Genomic DNA, 14079 nt, shown 5'->3' with positions numbered 1-14079 from the left:
CAATCACCACAGGCCCCACACCGCAATCGGCGGCCAACCGCCCATCAGCCGTTTAACCAACCCGCCTGGGCAGTACACCTAGCCCAGTCCGCTCCCGGTGCGCGCAAGGACGTGCCCGCGGGCGCCGGTAAGTCGAAACCACCGGCCAGTGCGGTAGAGCTTCTGGTCACCCTCGCCAAGGAACCCCAGCGTCAGCGCGGCGAACGCGGCTCCAGCCGGAAGCCCCGAATCGTCAAGGGGCCGGCCCCAGACTGCGGCCCGGGCATTGTTGACGATCAAGGCGCCCGGCTTGTCCGGCACGATGCCGGCAACTTCGGCGATGCCGGCATCGGCGGCCTGGCGCAGTTCAGCATCCGGTACGGACCGGATCAGTTCCCAGCCTGTCCTGGGGGCGCCGACTCCGGTCCAGGATTCGGTGACGGTGGACGGCGGAACCGGCAGCTCGACGTCGCCCTCCCCTGCCCTGGCGAGACGATCCAGGACCGCAGACAGCGGGACTGTGACATCAGTTTCAGAACGTTCAGCGAGCCCCATGGTGCGCAAGCCCAGGATGGTGGGGGTTGATTCGCCCAGCAGCCGTGGCCTCAGCACGCAGACGTACGCCGCCAGGACTGCGCCTGCTGCCTGAAGCCGAATGGCGCCGTCGTCGATTGTTTTGGCGCGCGTGGCGAAGGTACGCAGGTCGGCGAGATCACGCGGATCGGCGAATCGGAAGGACTGGGTGAGTAGATCAGACACACTAAGAACACTACCGGCTGTACGTTGTTTGAGCGGTGCCGGGGTGGCGTCTAGAGTCGAACCATGACTGAAGCCGACGCCGGATTGCTGGCCCCGCCCAGCGGTGACCCCACCACATCACTGCTCAAGCTCCTGGACCTGGGCGAACTGGAGGGGGCCCGCACCGACGAGGACATCTTCCTGGGGCCTTCCCAGCAGCAGCCGCACCAGCGGGTCTTCGGCGGCCAGGTCCTGGCCCAGTCCCTCATCGCCGCCACCCGGACAGTGGACCCTGAGCGCCACGTCCATTCCATGCACGGCTACTTCCTGCGGCCAGGCGATGCCAACAAAACCATCACCTTTGGCGTCCAGCGCCTGCGCGATGGCCGCTCGTTCTCCGCACGCCGGGTCCATGCTTACCAGGAGGGTGTGCCCATCCTGTCGATGATCGCGTCCTTCCAAGGCGAGGATGAAGGCATCGAGCACGAATCAGCCATGCCCAAAGGAATCCCGGATCCCGAATCGCTGCCGAGCACAGCCGACCTCCTGGGCAAGTTCGACCACCCGGTGGCCCGGCACTGGGCCTACGAGCGGCCATTCGACATCCGCCACGTGGATCCGCCCCTGTATGTGTCTGCCAAAGGCAAACGGGAAGCGCGGAATGCCGTGTGGATGAAGACGTTTGGACCGATGCCCGATAACGCCAACCTTCACCGAGCCGCTTTGGCCTACGCCAGCGACTACACACTGCTGGAGTCCATTCTCCGCCGGCACGGGCTCAGCTGGATCACCCCCGGCATGAACGTGGCCAGCCTGGACCACGCTATGTGGTGGCACCGCCCGGCCCGCGTGGACGAGTGGCTGCTCTACGTCCAGGAATCCCCCAGCGCCCAGGGCGCCCGGGGGCTGGCCACGGGCAAGATCTTCAACCGTGCCGGCCAGCACGTGGCATCCGTGGCGCAGGAGGGGATGGTCCGGGTTCCCACCGACCTCAAGAACAAGGTGGTGGGGGCTTTCCAGTCCAAAGTCCTGGAGCACCAGATCCGCAAGGCCGGGCGCGACTAGCTCGCTTCGCCTCTCACTGACTTTCACTTAACGAGAAAGGCCGGCACCCTGCAGTGAACTGCTCCCCGAGAGTTGGACTGAAAAATCCGTCCTTACTTTTCGAGGAGCAGTCCTATGCAGGAAAGCAGTTCGTTATCTGAGGAACAGCGCGAGGCCGCGGTAGCGTTGTTCGAGATTGGTTGGGGCGCGAAGGCAGCGGCGACCAAATTAGGGGTCCGTTCACAAGCTGTCATCCGCATTCATGCCCTGTGGAGAGTTCGCGGAGGTACAGCGCTAGTGACCAAATCAACCCATCGGAAGTTCACGTTTGAGTTCAAACTCGATACGGTCCGTCGGTTCATGGCCGGGGAGAGCAGGTCGCCCTGGCGAAGGAGCTCCAACTCTCCTCGCCCGATCTGATCAAGAAGTGGGCGCGGATATACCGCAACGAAGGCGAGGACGGCTTACGCCCGAAATCACCGGGCCGGCCGACCTCACTTCCTCAGGCGCCTACGCAGCCAGGTTCGGAGCTGGCCGCAAAACTAAGCTAGTCGAGTTCTACGATGACTTTCTGGCCCTCGTAGAATCCTTCGCCATCGGCCTGGATCATCGCGCCGTGGTTGTCGATGAAGTAGGTCAGAACATGGCCCAGGGCGACGTAGCCATCGTCGTCAATATCGGCAGTGGGCAGCTGGGCTGCGATGATAAACCGCGTACTCCGCAGATGTTTCTCGACGCGTCTTCGGTTCCTTTTGTTCCGCGTGTCCTCGAGTAGCTCTATGAACTCTTCGATCTCTTCGCGCATTAGGGACTCGTCCTCCCCGCCGTCGCGATTGACTTCGAGCAGGATCGGCAATTTGTGATCCTTGTAGACGATACCGACTTGCTCCCAACCGCCATCGTCAAGAGACGACTCGCCGGCTGGCGGGTCGAGGGCGAGAGGCACTCCGCGTTCAGCTGCGTATGCAAGAACCGGCCGCAGAGGTGAAGGTTCACCCTCAGTACAAAACGCTCTGATGTAGTAACCCACGGCAAGGACGATACCGTGTGCATGAGCGAATGGCATCACCTCAACCGGGTGTCCAGCCGGAACACCCACTTTCGCGACCATAGAACTGCCACAACGACAGGAGTCCCCGTCCCAAACGGGACGGGGACTCCTGCGAAGAGCCGATCACTGGCCCTTAAAGTTGATACTTCGCATTTGCGAGTCCAACTTTCGGGGCCCAGTTCACAGGGTGCCGGCCTTTCCGCTTCGTACTGTCAGTGCGCAGTTGTTCAGTCGCGGGTGAGGCGGCGGTGCGTGACCCGGTGCGGCTTCGCGGCGTCCGGACCCAGGCGCTCCACTTTGTTCTCCTCGTAGGATTCGAAGTTGCCCTCGAACCAGTACCACTTGGAGGGGTTTTCCTCGTCGCCTTCGTAGGCGAGTATGTGGGTGGCAACCCGGTCCAGGAACCAGCGGTCGTGCGAAACCACCACGGCGCAGCCGGGGAATTCCAGCAGTGCGTTCTCCAGGCTGCTGAGGGTTTCAACGTCGAGGTCGTTGGTGGGTTCGTCGAGGAGCAGCAGGTTTCCGCCCTGCTTGAGCGTCAGGGCCAGGTTCAGCCTGTTGCGCTCACCGCCGGAGAGTACGCCGGCCTTCTTCTGCTGATCCGGGCCCTTGAAGCCGAACGCGGCGACGTAGGCGCGGGACGGCATTTCCACGTGGCCCACCTGGATGTAGTCCAAGCCGTCGGAGACGACCTCCCACAGGGTCTTGTTGGGGTCGATGCCTCCACGGCTCTGGTCCGCGTAGGAGATCTTGACGGAGTCACCGATCTTCAGCTCGCCGCCGTCGAGCGGCTCCAGGCCCACGATGGTCTTGAACAACGTGGACTTGCCCACACCGTTGGGGCCAATGACGCCAACGATCCCGTTGCGGGGAAGGCTGAACGAGAGTCCGTCGATCAGCGTGCGGTCGTCGAAGCCCTTCTGCAGGTTCTTGGCTTCCAGGACCAGTCCGCCCAGGCGCGGTCCTGGCGGGATCTGGATCTCTTCGAAGTCAAGCTTCCGGGTACGGTCCGCCTCGGCGGCCATTTCCTCGTAGCGGGCCAGGCGGGCCTTGGACTTGGTCTGCCGGCCCTTGGCGTTGGAGCGGACCCACTCAAGTTCTTCGGTGAGGCGCTTAGCCTGCTTGGCGTCCTTCTTGCCTTGGACTTCAAGGCGGGCGCGCTTCTTCTCCAGGTACGTGGAGTAGTTGCCCTCATACGGGTAGAGGTGGCCGCGGTCAACCTCCGCGATCCACTCTGCGACGTGGTCCAGGAAGTACCGGTCGTGGGTGACGGCCAGGACGGCGCCGGCGTAATTGGACAGGTGCTGTTCAAGCCACAACACGCTCTCGGCGTCCAGGTGGTTGGTGGGCTCGTCGAGCAGCAACAGGTCAGGCTTCTGCAGGAGGAGCTTGCACAGGGCGACGCGGCGGCGTTCACCACCGGAAAGCAGCGTGACGTCAGCATCGGCGGGCGGGCAACGTAGTGCGTCCATGGCCTGCTCCAGCTGGGAGTCCAGGTCCCAAGCATCGGCCGAGTCAATGGCCTCCTGCAGGTGGCCCATCTCTTCGAGGAGGGTGTCGTAGTCAGCGTCGGGGCTGGCCATTTCCTCGGAGATCTCATTGAAGCGCTGAATCTTGCCGTAGATCTCGCCCACGCCTTCCTGGACGTTGCCGAGGACGGTCTTTTCTTCGTTCAGGGGCGGTTCCTGGAGCAGGATCCCCACCGTGTAGCCAGGGCTGAGCCGCGCTTCGCCGTTCGACGGCGTGTCCAGTCCGGCCATGATCTTAAGAATGGTGGACTTACCGGCACCGTTCGGGCCAACAACACCAATCTTGGCACCCGGGAAGAAGGACATGCTTACGTCGTCGAGAATAAGTTTTTCGCCAACGGCCTTACGGGCCTTGGTCATTGTGTAGATAAATTCCGCCATGGTTCCAAATCTAGTGGGTTGGCGGGGATAACTCACATTCGTCCGTCAGGCGGGAGCCCCTACAAAGCATTTGCCGCTGGCCAGCACCGGCAGCACCGTGACTGTAACGCTGCCGTCGCGGATTTGCCCGATAACACAGTCCGCGCCCTGCAGGACAGCCGCTTCGATGGCGTCGGCATCAAGCCCGGTGGGTGTGCGGCTTTGGGAAACCTCCAGGGCCGCCTCCGGGATACCCACCCCGGCAAGTGCATCCGTTACCTGGGCCGTGGCGGGCTTTGGAGTGCTGGCGGCCAGGCGGTTCAGGGCGTCGGCAAGGGTCTGCTTCAGCGTGGATGTGGCAGGGTCTACTTCCGCTGCCGGGCCGGTTGCCTGGGCAGCGGCCGGCGCCGTGGTACCCGCCGGCATCGTGGCACTCGGGTCTGCTGTGGATGTCGCGGTGCAAGCCGTCAGTGCTGCGGCACCGGCAAGGCAGGCGACAACCGCGATGAGAACCTTGCGGGAGGAAGCGCCGGATGATGACGGAAATCCCGGCCGGGGAGCTTCTTGATGATTCGGCCGGTGATTCGTCGTGCTCGTCATGCCGCCATTCTGCCACGCCGCAACGCCGGGGGTTGTTGCGGCGTGGCGGGCCGTGGAGCGGCCGCCCGGCGTGGCATGAAGCGCGGCGCCCTCAGGTCGCGGCCCCTGCGAGCTCGCCCGTTTCGGTGTCCAGGGTGACGTAGTCGCCATTGGTGTCCTCGATGGTGACGTCCTTCGGGATTCCGTCTTCCTCCGTGTAGTCATCAGGCTCAGGGTCCCCTCCTGTCCCGTCATAACCGTCGCCACCGGGCCGGTTAGCCACCTCAGAGTCCGGCAGCTCGTTCTTCGGGGTCCGGATGTAGTTAGCAGAGCCCCACTTCAGATCGTGGCCCACGGCGTCGGCGTTTATTTCAGCAGTGTGGAAGACGCGTCCGTCCCGTTCCCAGCTCGCCAGCTTCAACCGGCCAACCACGATGACCCGCTGGCCCTTCTTGATGCTGCAGCCCATATTGCCGGCCAGTTGGCGGTAGCCCTGGACCGTGAACCAATTCATGTGGTCCTCGACCCATGTGCCCGAAGTTTTGTCGAAATGACGGGAAGGGGATCCAAGCCGGAACGAGGCCGTCCCAACGCCGGTGGTGGTGGTCGACGTGGTGACGTCTGTGGCCACAAAGCCCCGGATGGTGATGATGTCGCTCATGATGAAGTCCTGTCTCGAAGGTGGCGCCCAATCGGGCAAAACCAGCTTCGCGTGGACTCCATGCTCCCGCGAGGGGCAATTTTGCGTATGTGCACAACGCTTCGAAGAACGGCGCTGTGGAGGACGGGTGCCTGCGTGAGCGTCGCAGCAGCCGGGGCATGTAAACTTTTGATGCGCCCGGAATATAAGCTCCGGACACCACGTGCCCCAGTAGCTCAGGGGATAGAGCAGCGGCCTTCTAATCCGCCGGTCGGGGGTTCGATTCCCTCCTGGGGCACTAAGAAAAGCGGTCCTGATCTGCGGTACTTTCCGCTGGTCAGGGCCGCTTGCTTTGTGCAGACAGCCATCATGAACGCCGGAATCCCAAGGCCTGCAGCAGAACGGACAATGCCGAGCCATACTGCTCGTAACCAAGCCATCGCTCTTCGGTCTGTGCATGCTCGCCTTGATTTCCCTGTCCTGGTTCTTCATGCCGTCGAAACCATGGTTTCGAATAAGGAAGAAGCCCGACCAGAACTAAGCGATCTGCTGTGCCAGTAATTGGCGAACAACTCCAGCGACCCCAGAATGACGGCCAGACCGGACATGCACTCGCCTAAGGAGCCTGATCCTGGAGCCGGTGTGGGGCCTCCACGAGGGAACGGACCACGCTGCCGGCAGCACCCAGCAGCGCTCCGGCCTGGCCCACGGCGGACAGGCTGATGTTCCCGGCCGGGACTTTTCCAGGGGCGTATCGAGCCAGGCTTTCCGCTAGTGCGGGCCTGATCCACTCGCCCAAGATAGCGAAGTGGCCGCCCAGGACCACCGACGGGATATCAAGCAGCCGGACCGTGGACGCGACTGCCACGCCCAGGTAATGACCGGCGCGCGCAACGGCAGCAAGTGCGTCCACGTCACGGGCGGCGAGCGCCGTGAGCAACTGCGCCAGGCTCTCGGATCGGGCGGGACCATATCCGGCTGGACCAGCCACCAGACCCGAAGCGGCCGGTCCGGGCGCCGTCTGCGTGGGAATTCCCGCGGCACCAAAGATCGCGTCCTGGCCCGCCACCGTTTCCAGGCAGCCCATGCCACCGCACGAACACAGCGTTCCCTCTGGCTGGACGACAACGTGCCCCAACTCCCCAGCATGCCCGTGGGGTCCAGTGAACAGTTCGGAGCCGATCACCAGCCCGCCGCCCACGCCCACTTCGCCGGAGACAAACAGGAAGTCCGCGTCGCCGGCTGGCCGGTAGCGCAGCTCGGCAAGGGCTGCGGCGTTGGCCTCGTTGAAGAGCGTGGTGCCCAGCGGCACGTCCGGCAACACCACAGCCAAATCCAGGGTCGCGGAATTCCACCCAAGGTTTGGAGCCGTGATGACCGTTCCGGTTTTGGCATCAACGAGCCCCGGGACGGCCAGGCCGCCGCCGAGGATGCGGACCCCTTGGGCTTCCGACGTGGCCCGCAGCCCGGCCGCCAGGTCCGCCAAGGCCGCGGACACCGAATCGGGTGTGACACGGCGATTGTCCTGCTCGCGCGTTTCCTGGAGCAACAGGTTTCCTGCCAGGTCCGTCACTCCCGCGGAAATGTAGTCGACATTGACTTCCATGCCCATCACGCCTCTGGCGGGATTCAGCTCCAGCCCGACGCCGGGGCGTCCGCGCTCCCCTTGCGGATTCAGCCCGATTTCCCTAACGATGCCGGCGTCCAGGAGGTCCAGCACCAGGCTCGAGACGGAGGCCTTGGTGAGGCCCGTGGCGGCGGCAATCTGGGCCCGGGTCAGGTGCGTGCCCGCCCCCGACAGGGCTATGCGCCCCAGCACCAGTGCCAGGTTGCCGCGGCGGACGTCACCCATGCTTCCCGGTGTTCCGGCCTCCGGGGTGCCGGCAGCCGGCGCTGAACTGGCCATGCGGCCTCCTTCTCGAAGTTCATGCCCTTGGGCAGCCTCATCCTATTGACCTTAGCTCATCGCCGCCTATATAGTTCAAGCGATAAACTAACTCTCGGGTTCAACGGTTCCCCCAAATGCAAGGACGCATCATGACTCTCACGCCCACACCCGGCGACAAGTTCACCTTCGGCCTCTGGACCGTCGGCTGGACCGGAGCAGACCCTTTCGGCGTCGCCACCAGGAAGCCCCTGGACCCCGTGGAAGCGGTCCACAAACTCAGCGAACTCGGTGCCTATGGCATCACGTTCCACGACAACGACCTCGTCCCGTTCGATGCCACGGCCTCCGAGCGCGAACTGATCCTCAAGAACTTCAGGGCTGCCCTGGCCGAGACCGGCCTCAAGACCCCCATGGTGACCACCAACCTGTTCAGCCACCCGGTGTTCAAGGACGGCGGCTTCACCTCCAATGACCGCTCCGTCCGCCGATTCGCCCTCAGCAAGGTCCTGCAGAACATCGACCTCGCAGCCGAGCTGGGCGCCGAAACGTTCGTTATGTGGGGCGGGCGCGAAGGCAGCGAATACGACGGTTCAAAGGACCTGTCCGCCGCGTTGGACCGCATGAAGGAAGGGGTAGACACCGCCGCCGCCTACATCAAGGACAAGGGCTATGGCTTGCGGATCGCCCTGGAGCCCAAGCCCAACGAGCCCCGCGGCGACATCTTCCTGCCCACCGTGGGCCACGGGCTGGCCTTCATCGCCCAGCTCGAGCACGGCGACATCGTGGGCCTCAACCCCGAGACCGGACACGAGCAGATGGCAGGCCTGAACTTCACCCACGGCATCGCCCAGGCCCTCTGGGCCGGCAAGCTCTTCCACATCGACCTCAACGGCCAGCGCGGCATCAAGTACGACCAGGACCTCGTCTTCGGTCATGGCGACCTCACCAGCGCGTTCTTCACCGTGGATCTGCTCGAGAACGGCTTCCCCAACGGCGGCCCCAAGTACGACGGACCGCGCCACTTTGACTACAAGCCGTCCCGGACCGATGGTTACGACGGCGTTTGGGAGTCCGCGAAGTCCAACATGTCCATGTACCTCCTGCTCAAGGAACGCGCGCTCGCCTTCCGTGCAGACCCTGAAGTCCAGGAGGCCCTCAAGGCCTCCGGTGTATTCGAGCTCGGCGAACCGACCCTCGCCGCCGGTGAGACCACCGCGGACCTGCTCGCTGATGCGTCCGCTTTCGCGGAATTCGACGCCGACGCCGCCGCCGAGCGCTCCTTCGCCTTCGTGCGGCTCAACCAGCTGGCCATCGAGCACCTGCTCAACGCTCGCTAAGCCGCAGGCACCCCACCACCACGGCGCCGCCGGATCAGGACATGATCCGGCGGTGCCGGCGCATCAGAAGGAACCCCATGGCCCTCGTTGCCGGAATCGACAGCTCCACCCAGTCCTGCAAAGTAGTGATCCGCGACGCGGACACCGGCGAGCTGGTGCGCCAGGGCCGCGCCAGCCACCCCGACGGAACCGAAGTCCACCCCGACCATTGGTGGAACGCCCTGCAGGCTGCAATCACCCAGGCAGGCGGGCTCGCCGACGTCAGCGCCATCTCCGTCGGCGGACAGCAGCACGGCATGGTTTGCCTCGACAGTGCCGGTGAGGTCATCAGGCCGGCACTGCTGTGGAACGACACCAGGAGTGCTCCCGCCGCCCTCGAAATGATCCGGGAGGCCGGCGACGGCGACTCCGCAGCGGGTGCCCGCTACTGGTCCCGCGCCACGGGAACTGTACCGGTTGCCTCCCTGACCGTCACCAAGCTGCGGTGGCTTGCAGAGAACGAGCCGGCGAACGCCGAACGGGTTGCCGCCGTATGCCTGCCGCACGACTGGCTCTCCTGGCGCCTGGCTGGCTTTGGTCCCGGCAGCGGCGACGCGGGCCTGGCCGCGCTCCGCACCGACCGCTCAGATGCTTCGGGCACGGGCTACTACTCCGCCTCCTCCGGCGAGTACCTTCCCGACGCCCTCGAAAAGTCCCTTGGCCGCGTTCCGCACCTTCCCGCCGTCGTTGGTCCGTTGGACATCGCAGGAAAAACTCCGGAAGGGGCGCTCATCGGACCGGGTGCCGGGGACAACGCCGCCGCCGCGCTGGGCGTCGGCGCGGGCGTGGGCGACGTCGTGCTTTCACTTGGCACGTCCGGGACCGTGTTCGCCGTGTCAACGACGCCGGCTGCCGATGCATCGGGGCTTGTTGCAGGATTTGCGGACGCCACGGGCAACTATCTGCCGCTCGCCTGCACGCTCAACGCAACCCGGGTCTTCGACGCCACTGCCGCGCTGCTCGATGTCAGCCTCGAGGAGTTCAACGAGCTTGCCCTGTCGGCTCCCGCAGGGGCCGGCGGCCTGACCCTGGTCCCCTATTTCGACGGCGAGCGGACACCCAACCTGCCGGAGGCGGCAGGATCACTGCACGGCATCACACGGACGAACTACACCCCCGCGAACCTGGCGCGCGCCGCCGTCGAAGGCGTGGTCTGTTCCCTCGCCGACGGCCTGGCGGCCCTCCGGTCGCAAGGGGTGGACGCTCAGCGTGTCATCCTGGTGGGCGGCGGTGCGCAGTCGCCTGCTGTGCAACTGGCGGCCAGCCAGCTGCTTGGCCTTCCTGGCTTTGTTCCGACCCCCGGCGAGTACGTGGCCGACGGCGCCGCGCGCCAGGCAGCCGCCGTGCTGGCCGGGGCCTTCCCTGAGTGGACGCTCAGCGGTGTGGAACTGCCGGCAGAACCGTCCGACGGCGGCGTGCTGGCCAGGTACCGCAGGCACGCCGCCGCCTACTTGGGCTGAACCCGCGGCAGATCCCGGGATTCTAAGCGGGGCAAAAGCGAAGGACCTGCACCGTGACGGCGGTGCAGGTCCTTCGCAGTGGGGCGCAGGCGCCTGCCGTGACGTAGCAGGCGCCCGCGGTCTGGATCAGGTCAGGCGTACGGCAACACGAGTTCCGCGTAGCGTGCCTTGATGGTCTCCAGGACGGCGTCGCCGTCAGCGTCCCAGATGTCCTGATTAAAGATTTCAACCTCGATGTCGCCCGTGTATCCGGCGTCCCGGACCCAGGTGCCGATGGTGGCGAAGTCGATCACGCCGTCGCCCATGAAGCCCCGCGACAGCAATGGATCTGCCGCAATGGGCATGTTGAAGTCGCACACCTGGTAGGAAGCGATGCGGTCCTCCCGGCCTGCGCGTGCAATCTGTGCCTTAAGTTCCGGGTCCCACCAGACGTGGAACGTGTCGACGGCGACGCCCACATCCTTGGTGTCAAACGGCGCCGCGAGGTCAAGGGCCTGCCCCAGTGTGGAGATCAGCGCACGGTCCGCGGCGTACATCGGATGCAGGGGTTCGAGCACCAGCCGGATGCCGTTCTCGGAGGCGAACGGGACAAGATCGGCAAGGCGGTCTGCCACGCGCTGGCGGGCAGCCACCACGTCTTTCTCCCCCGGCGCCAGTCCGCCGACCACCAGGAAGAGTTCCCGGGTGTCCAGCGCTACTGCCTCGAGGATCGCCGCGCGGTTGTCCGCCAGCGCGGCAGCCTGGCCGTCGGCTTCGGCAGCGGTCAGGAAGCCGCCTCGGCAGAGCGAGGAGACCCGGAGGCCGGCGTCCTTGATCAGCTTTGCGGCCTTGTCCAGCCCTGCTTCTTCCACGCGGTCACGCCAGGGCCCGATCGCGGGGATTCCGGCGCGGACGCAGCCCTCCACAGCCTCGGCCAGCGTCCATTTCTTGGTGGTGGCGCTGTTCAGGGACAGTCGTGAGAAGTCGCTCATACTCCCACTCCGTTGATGCGCAGGTAGTCGGACATCCGGAACGCGGCGAGGGCCGGGTCCTTAAGCAGCCCGGCCTGGTCCGCCAGCTCGAAGGTTTTGGCCAGGTGCACCACGGAGCGGCCGGAGTGCAGGCCGCCCACCATCTGGAAGCCTGGCTGCTTGCCGTTGAGCCAGGACAAGAACGCGATCCCGGTCTTGTAGTAGAACGTGGGGGCGCTGAAGATGTGCTTGCCAAGTTCGCGGGTGGAGTCGAGGATGGCCCGCGCTTCCGCAGCGTTGCCGGCGTCGTATTGCTGCAGCGCAACAGAAGCCGCCGGGTAGATAGCCGCGAATATGCCCAGCAGGGCGTCCGAGTGGTTTGTACCATCGCCGTCGATCAGTTCCGGGTAGTTGAAGTCGTCGCCGGTGTACAGGCGGACGCCTTCGGGCAGGACCGCGCGGAGGGCAACTTCGTGGCTGGCGTCCAGCAGGGACACCTTGACGCCGTCCACCTTGTCGGCGTTGTCGCGGATCAGGGAGAGGAACGTCTCGGTGGCCTGGGCGACGTCGTCCGAACCCCAGTAGCCGGCCAAGGCGGGATCGAACATGGTTCCGAGCCAGTGCAGGATGACAGGCTGGTCCACTTCCTGGAGCAGGGTGGAGTACACCTTCAGGTAGTCTTCCGGACCGGCGGCAACGCGGGCCAGTGCCCGGGAGGCCATCAGGATGACCTTGGGTCCGGCTTCACTGACGACGGCGATCTGCTCGCGGTAAGCCTCGACGACGGCTGCGAGTCCAGCCTCGCCCGTGGGCAGGGTGGTGATGTCCAACTGGTCGGTGCCAGCGCCGCAGGAGACGAGGTCCCGCACGGTTTTGCCGGCGGTCGCGGCGTTGCCGGCTGAGACCACCGAGGCGGCCTCCACACCCGTGCGCTTGATGAGCTGCTGGGTGGCGGCCCAGTCAAGGCCCATGCCGCGCTGCGCGGTGTCCATGGCATCGGCAACGCCCAGGCCATAGGACCACAGTTCGTGCCGGTACGCCATGGTGGCGTCCCAGTCCAGGCGTGCCGGGGCGCCCGGTGTGTTGTCTGCCAGGACCTCTGGAATCACGTGCGCCGCTGCGTAGGCGCGCCGGGCTGTGAGCGGTGCGGCGGGGCGGGCCCAGGATGCACCGCCTTGGAGGCGGTACTCCCGGGTTCCGCCGTCGTTGGAGGGAAGGATCAGGGAAGTCATCAGAGGGTGATCTCCGGGATGTCGATGGTGCGGCGTTCGTCGTTGGACTGCAGGCCCAGCTCGGCGAGCTGCACGCCGCGGGCGGCGGAGAGCAGGCCGAAGCGGTGTTCGCGGCCGGCGACGACGTCGCGGAGGAATTCTTCCCACTGAAGTTTGAAGCCGTTGTCCAGTTCGGCGTTGGCGGGAACTTCCTGCCACTGGTCGCGGAAGGATTCCGTGACGGGCAGGTCCGGGTTCCAGACCGGCTTGGGGGTGTGGGCGCGTTGCTGGGCAACACACTTGTTCAAACCGGCAACCGCGGAGCCGTGTGTGCCGTCAATCTGGAATTCGACCAGTTCGTCACGGTAGACACGAACGGCCCACGAGGAGTTGATCTGGCCGATGACTTCGTCGCCGCCCGGGGTCTCGAGTTCGAAGATGCCGTAGGAGGCGTCGTCCGCGGTGGCCTTGTATTCCTTCCCTGCCTCGTCCCAGCGGGCCGGGATGTGTGTGGCGGTCTTGGCGTTGACACTCTTGACCTTGCCAATGATGCCTTCGAGGACGTAGTTCCAGTGGCAGAACATGTCCGTGGTCATTCCACCGCCGTCTTCCTTGCGGTAGTTCCAGGACGGGCGCTGGGCAGCCTGCACGTCGCCTTCGAAGACCCAGTAACCGAATTCGCCACGGATGGAGAGGATGCGGCCGAAGAAGCCTTCGTCCACCAGGCGGCGCAGCTTGACGAGGCCGGGCAGGTACAGCTTGTCATGCACGACGCCGGCAGTGACACCGGCTTCCTTGCCGATGCGCGCCAGTTCGATGGCCTCCTCGAGCGTCTCTGCCGTGGGCTTCTCGGTGAAGATGTGCTTGCCGGCCAGCATGGCTTTCTTCAGGGTGGCCGCGCGGAGGCTGGTCATCGAGGCATCAAAAATGACGTCAACCGTGGGGTCATTGATTACCGAGTCCAGGTCCGTAGTCCACTCCGCCACTTTGTGCAGTTCCGCGAGTTCGCGGATCTTGGCTTCGTTGCGGCCTACCAGGATCGGTTCGATCTGGACTTTCGTGCCGTCCTCCAGCGTGAAGCCTCCCGCGTCACGGATGGGGAGGATGGAACGCAGCAGATGCTGGCGGTAACCCATCCGGCCGGTGATGCCGTTCATGGCGATACGGATCGTCTTTGTTTCGAAGCCCATGTGTCCTCCACGGTGAGTGAGCAGTGTTACTCAAGCTGTCTGGGAAAGCGCATTCCCACTGCCACTATTCTGCACCCCGCGACA

The 14079-nt window shown here is 64.9% G+C and carries 13 protein-coding genes and 1 tRNA gene; 5 read left to right on the top strand and 9 right to left on the bottom strand.

All coding sequences use genetic code 11. The features are described from left to right. Window positions 1-78: 78 nt before the first annotated feature. Window positions 79-738, bottom strand: coding sequence for a hypothetical protein (locus V9L18_RS20735; RefSeq protein ID WP_337349036.1), 660 nt, complete (start codon window positions 736-738; stop codon window positions 79-81). A gap of 63 nt (window positions 739-801) precedes the next feature. Here V9L18_RS20735 and V9L18_RS20730 point away from each other — a divergent pair, with 63 nt between their 5' ends. Both V9L18_RS20730 and V9L18_RS22105 read left to right on the top strand, forming a co-directional pair. Continuing rightward, window positions 802-1782: an acyl-CoA thioesterase gene (locus tag V9L18_RS20730; protein ID WP_337349035.1), complete on the top strand. Its 981-nt coding sequence runs from the start codon at window positions 802-804 to the stop codon at window positions 1780-1782. A gap of 362 nt (window positions 1783-2144) precedes the next feature. Beyond that, on the top strand, window positions 2145-2312 hold the full coding sequence (locus tag V9L18_RS22105) for a helix-turn-helix domain-containing protein (RefSeq protein ID WP_443197984.1): 168 nt from the start codon (window positions 2145-2147) through the stop codon (window positions 2310-2312). Here the strand turns inward: V9L18_RS22105 and V9L18_RS20725 are convergent. From V9L18_RS20725 to V9L18_RS20710, 4 genes are all read right to left on the bottom strand, one after another. Next, complete coding sequence (locus V9L18_RS20725; RefSeq protein ID WP_337349034.1) at window positions 2309-2791, bottom strand: hypothetical protein; 483 nt, start codon at window positions 2789-2791, stop codon at window positions 2309-2311. The two genes, V9L18_RS22105 and V9L18_RS20725, sit on opposite strands and share 4 nt — an antisense overlap. 248 nt (window positions 2792-3039) lie before the next feature. Next, the gene (gene ettA / locus V9L18_RS20720) at window positions 3040-4722 is read right to left on the bottom strand and encodes an energy-dependent translational throttle protein EttA (RefSeq protein WP_337349033.1); all 1683 of its coding nucleotides are present in this window, start codon (window positions 4720-4722) and stop codon (window positions 3040-3042) included. A gap of 45 nt (window positions 4723-4767) precedes the next feature. Next, on the bottom strand, window positions 4768-5301 hold the full coding sequence (locus V9L18_RS20715; protein WP_337349032.1) for a DUF6993 domain-containing protein: 534 nt from the start codon (window positions 5299-5301) through the stop codon (window positions 4768-4770). 91 nt (window positions 5302-5392) lie between these two features. Further along, window positions 5393-5941, bottom strand: a complete 549-nt coding sequence (locus V9L18_RS20710) for a single-stranded DNA-binding protein (RefSeq protein WP_337349031.1) — start codon at window positions 5939-5941, stop codon at window positions 5393-5395. Between the two features lie 204 nt (window positions 5942-6145). Between V9L18_RS20710 and V9L18_RS20705 the strand changes: the two genes are divergently transcribed. Next, window positions 6146-6218 (top strand) — tRNA-Arg (locus V9L18_RS20705). A 318-nt stretch (window positions 6219-6536) separates the two neighbouring features. Here V9L18_RS20705 and V9L18_RS20700 read toward each other — a convergent pair. Next, entirely contained in the window at window positions 6537-7826 is a 1290-nt protein-coding gene (locus V9L18_RS20700) for an ROK family transcriptional regulator (protein WP_337349030.1), read from the bottom strand. A gap of 131 nt (window positions 7827-7957) precedes the next feature. Between V9L18_RS20700 and xylA the strand changes: the two genes are divergently transcribed. Together xylA and V9L18_RS20690 are read left to right on the top strand one after the other, a co-directional pair. Next, on the top strand, window positions 7958-9145 hold the full coding sequence (gene xylA / locus V9L18_RS20695) for a xylose isomerase (protein WP_337349029.1): 1188 nt from the start codon (window positions 7958-7960) through the stop codon (window positions 9143-9145). Window positions 9146-9222: 77 nt separating this feature from the next. Continuing rightward, window positions 9223-10644, top strand: a complete 1422-nt coding sequence (locus tag V9L18_RS20690) for a xylulokinase (RefSeq protein ID WP_337349028.1) — start codon at window positions 9223-9225, stop codon at window positions 10642-10644. Between the two features lie 131 nt (window positions 10645-10775). Here the strand turns inward: V9L18_RS20690 and V9L18_RS20685 are convergent, their stop codons facing one another. Genes V9L18_RS20685 through V9L18_RS20675 form a run of 3 tightly spaced genes read right to left on the bottom strand, consistent with a single transcriptional unit; the run spans window position 10776 to window position 13995 of the window. Further along, window positions 10776-11615 carry a sugar phosphate isomerase/epimerase family protein gene (locus V9L18_RS20685; protein WP_337349027.1) on the bottom strand — a complete coding sequence of 280 codons (840 nt, stop codon included), beginning with the start codon at window positions 11613-11615 and terminating at the stop codon, window positions 10776-10778. Next, the gene (locus tag V9L18_RS20680; protein WP_337349026.1) at window positions 11612-12826 is read right to left on the bottom strand and encodes a dihydrodipicolinate synthase family protein; all 1215 of its coding nucleotides are present in this window, start codon (window positions 12824-12826) and stop codon (window positions 11612-11614) included. Before V9L18_RS20680 ends, V9L18_RS20685 begins: the two co-directional genes overlap by 4 nt. Then, on the bottom strand, window positions 12826-13995 hold the full coding sequence (locus tag V9L18_RS20675; RefSeq protein ID WP_337349025.1) for a Gfo/Idh/MocA family protein: 1170 nt from the start codon (window positions 13993-13995) through the stop codon (window positions 12826-12828). Before V9L18_RS20675 ends, V9L18_RS20680 begins: the two co-directional genes overlap by 1 nt. Window positions 13996-14079 lie beyond the last annotated feature (84 nt).

The organism is Pseudarthrobacter sp. CCNWLW217, from assembly GCF_037203985.1.
Lineage (GTDB): Bacteria > Actinomycetota > Actinomycetes > Actinomycetales > Micrococcaceae > Arthrobacter.
The sequence above is the reverse complement of the archived record's forward strand: the minus strand, read 5'-3'. Positions and strand labels throughout refer to the sequence as shown.

Excerpts from the sequence above, each read along its gene's own strand:
- V9L18_RS20730 (WP_337349035.1), top strand. The coding sequence starts at position 802 with ATGACTGAAGCCGACGCCGGATTGCTGGCCCCGCCCAGCGGTGACCCC.
- ettA (WP_337349033.1), bottom strand. The coding sequence starts at position 4,722 with ATGGCGGAATTTATCTACACAATGACCAAGGCCCGTAAGGCCGTTGGC.
- V9L18_RS20715 (WP_337349032.1), bottom strand. The coding sequence starts at position 5,301 with ATGACGAGCACGACGAATCACCGGCCGAATCATCAAGAAGCTCCCCGG.
- V9L18_RS20710 (WP_337349031.1), bottom strand. The coding sequence starts at position 5,941 with ATGAGCGACATCATCACCATCCGGGGCTTTGTGGCCACAGACGTCACC.
- V9L18_RS20700 (WP_337349030.1), bottom strand. The coding sequence starts at position 7,826 with ATGGCCAGTTCAGCGCCGGCTGCCGGCACCCCGGAGGCCGGAACACCG.
- xylA (WP_337349029.1), top strand. The coding sequence starts at position 7,958 with ATGACTCTCACGCCCACACCCGGCGACAAGTTCACCTTCGGCCTCTGG.
- V9L18_RS20690 (WP_337349028.1), top strand. The coding sequence starts at position 9,223 with ATGGCCCTCGTTGCCGGAATCGACAGCTCCACCCAGTCCTGCAAAGTA.
- V9L18_RS20685 (WP_337349027.1), bottom strand. The coding sequence starts at position 11,615 with ATGAGCGACTTCTCACGACTGTCCCTGAACAGCGCCACCACCAAGAAA.
- V9L18_RS20680 (WP_337349026.1), bottom strand. The coding sequence starts at position 12,826 with ATGACTTCCCTGATCCTTCCCTCCAACGACGGCGGAACCCGGGAGTAC.
- V9L18_RS20675 (WP_337349025.1), bottom strand. The coding sequence starts at position 13,995 with ATGGGCTTCGAAACAAAGACGATCCGTATCGCCATGAACGGCATCACC.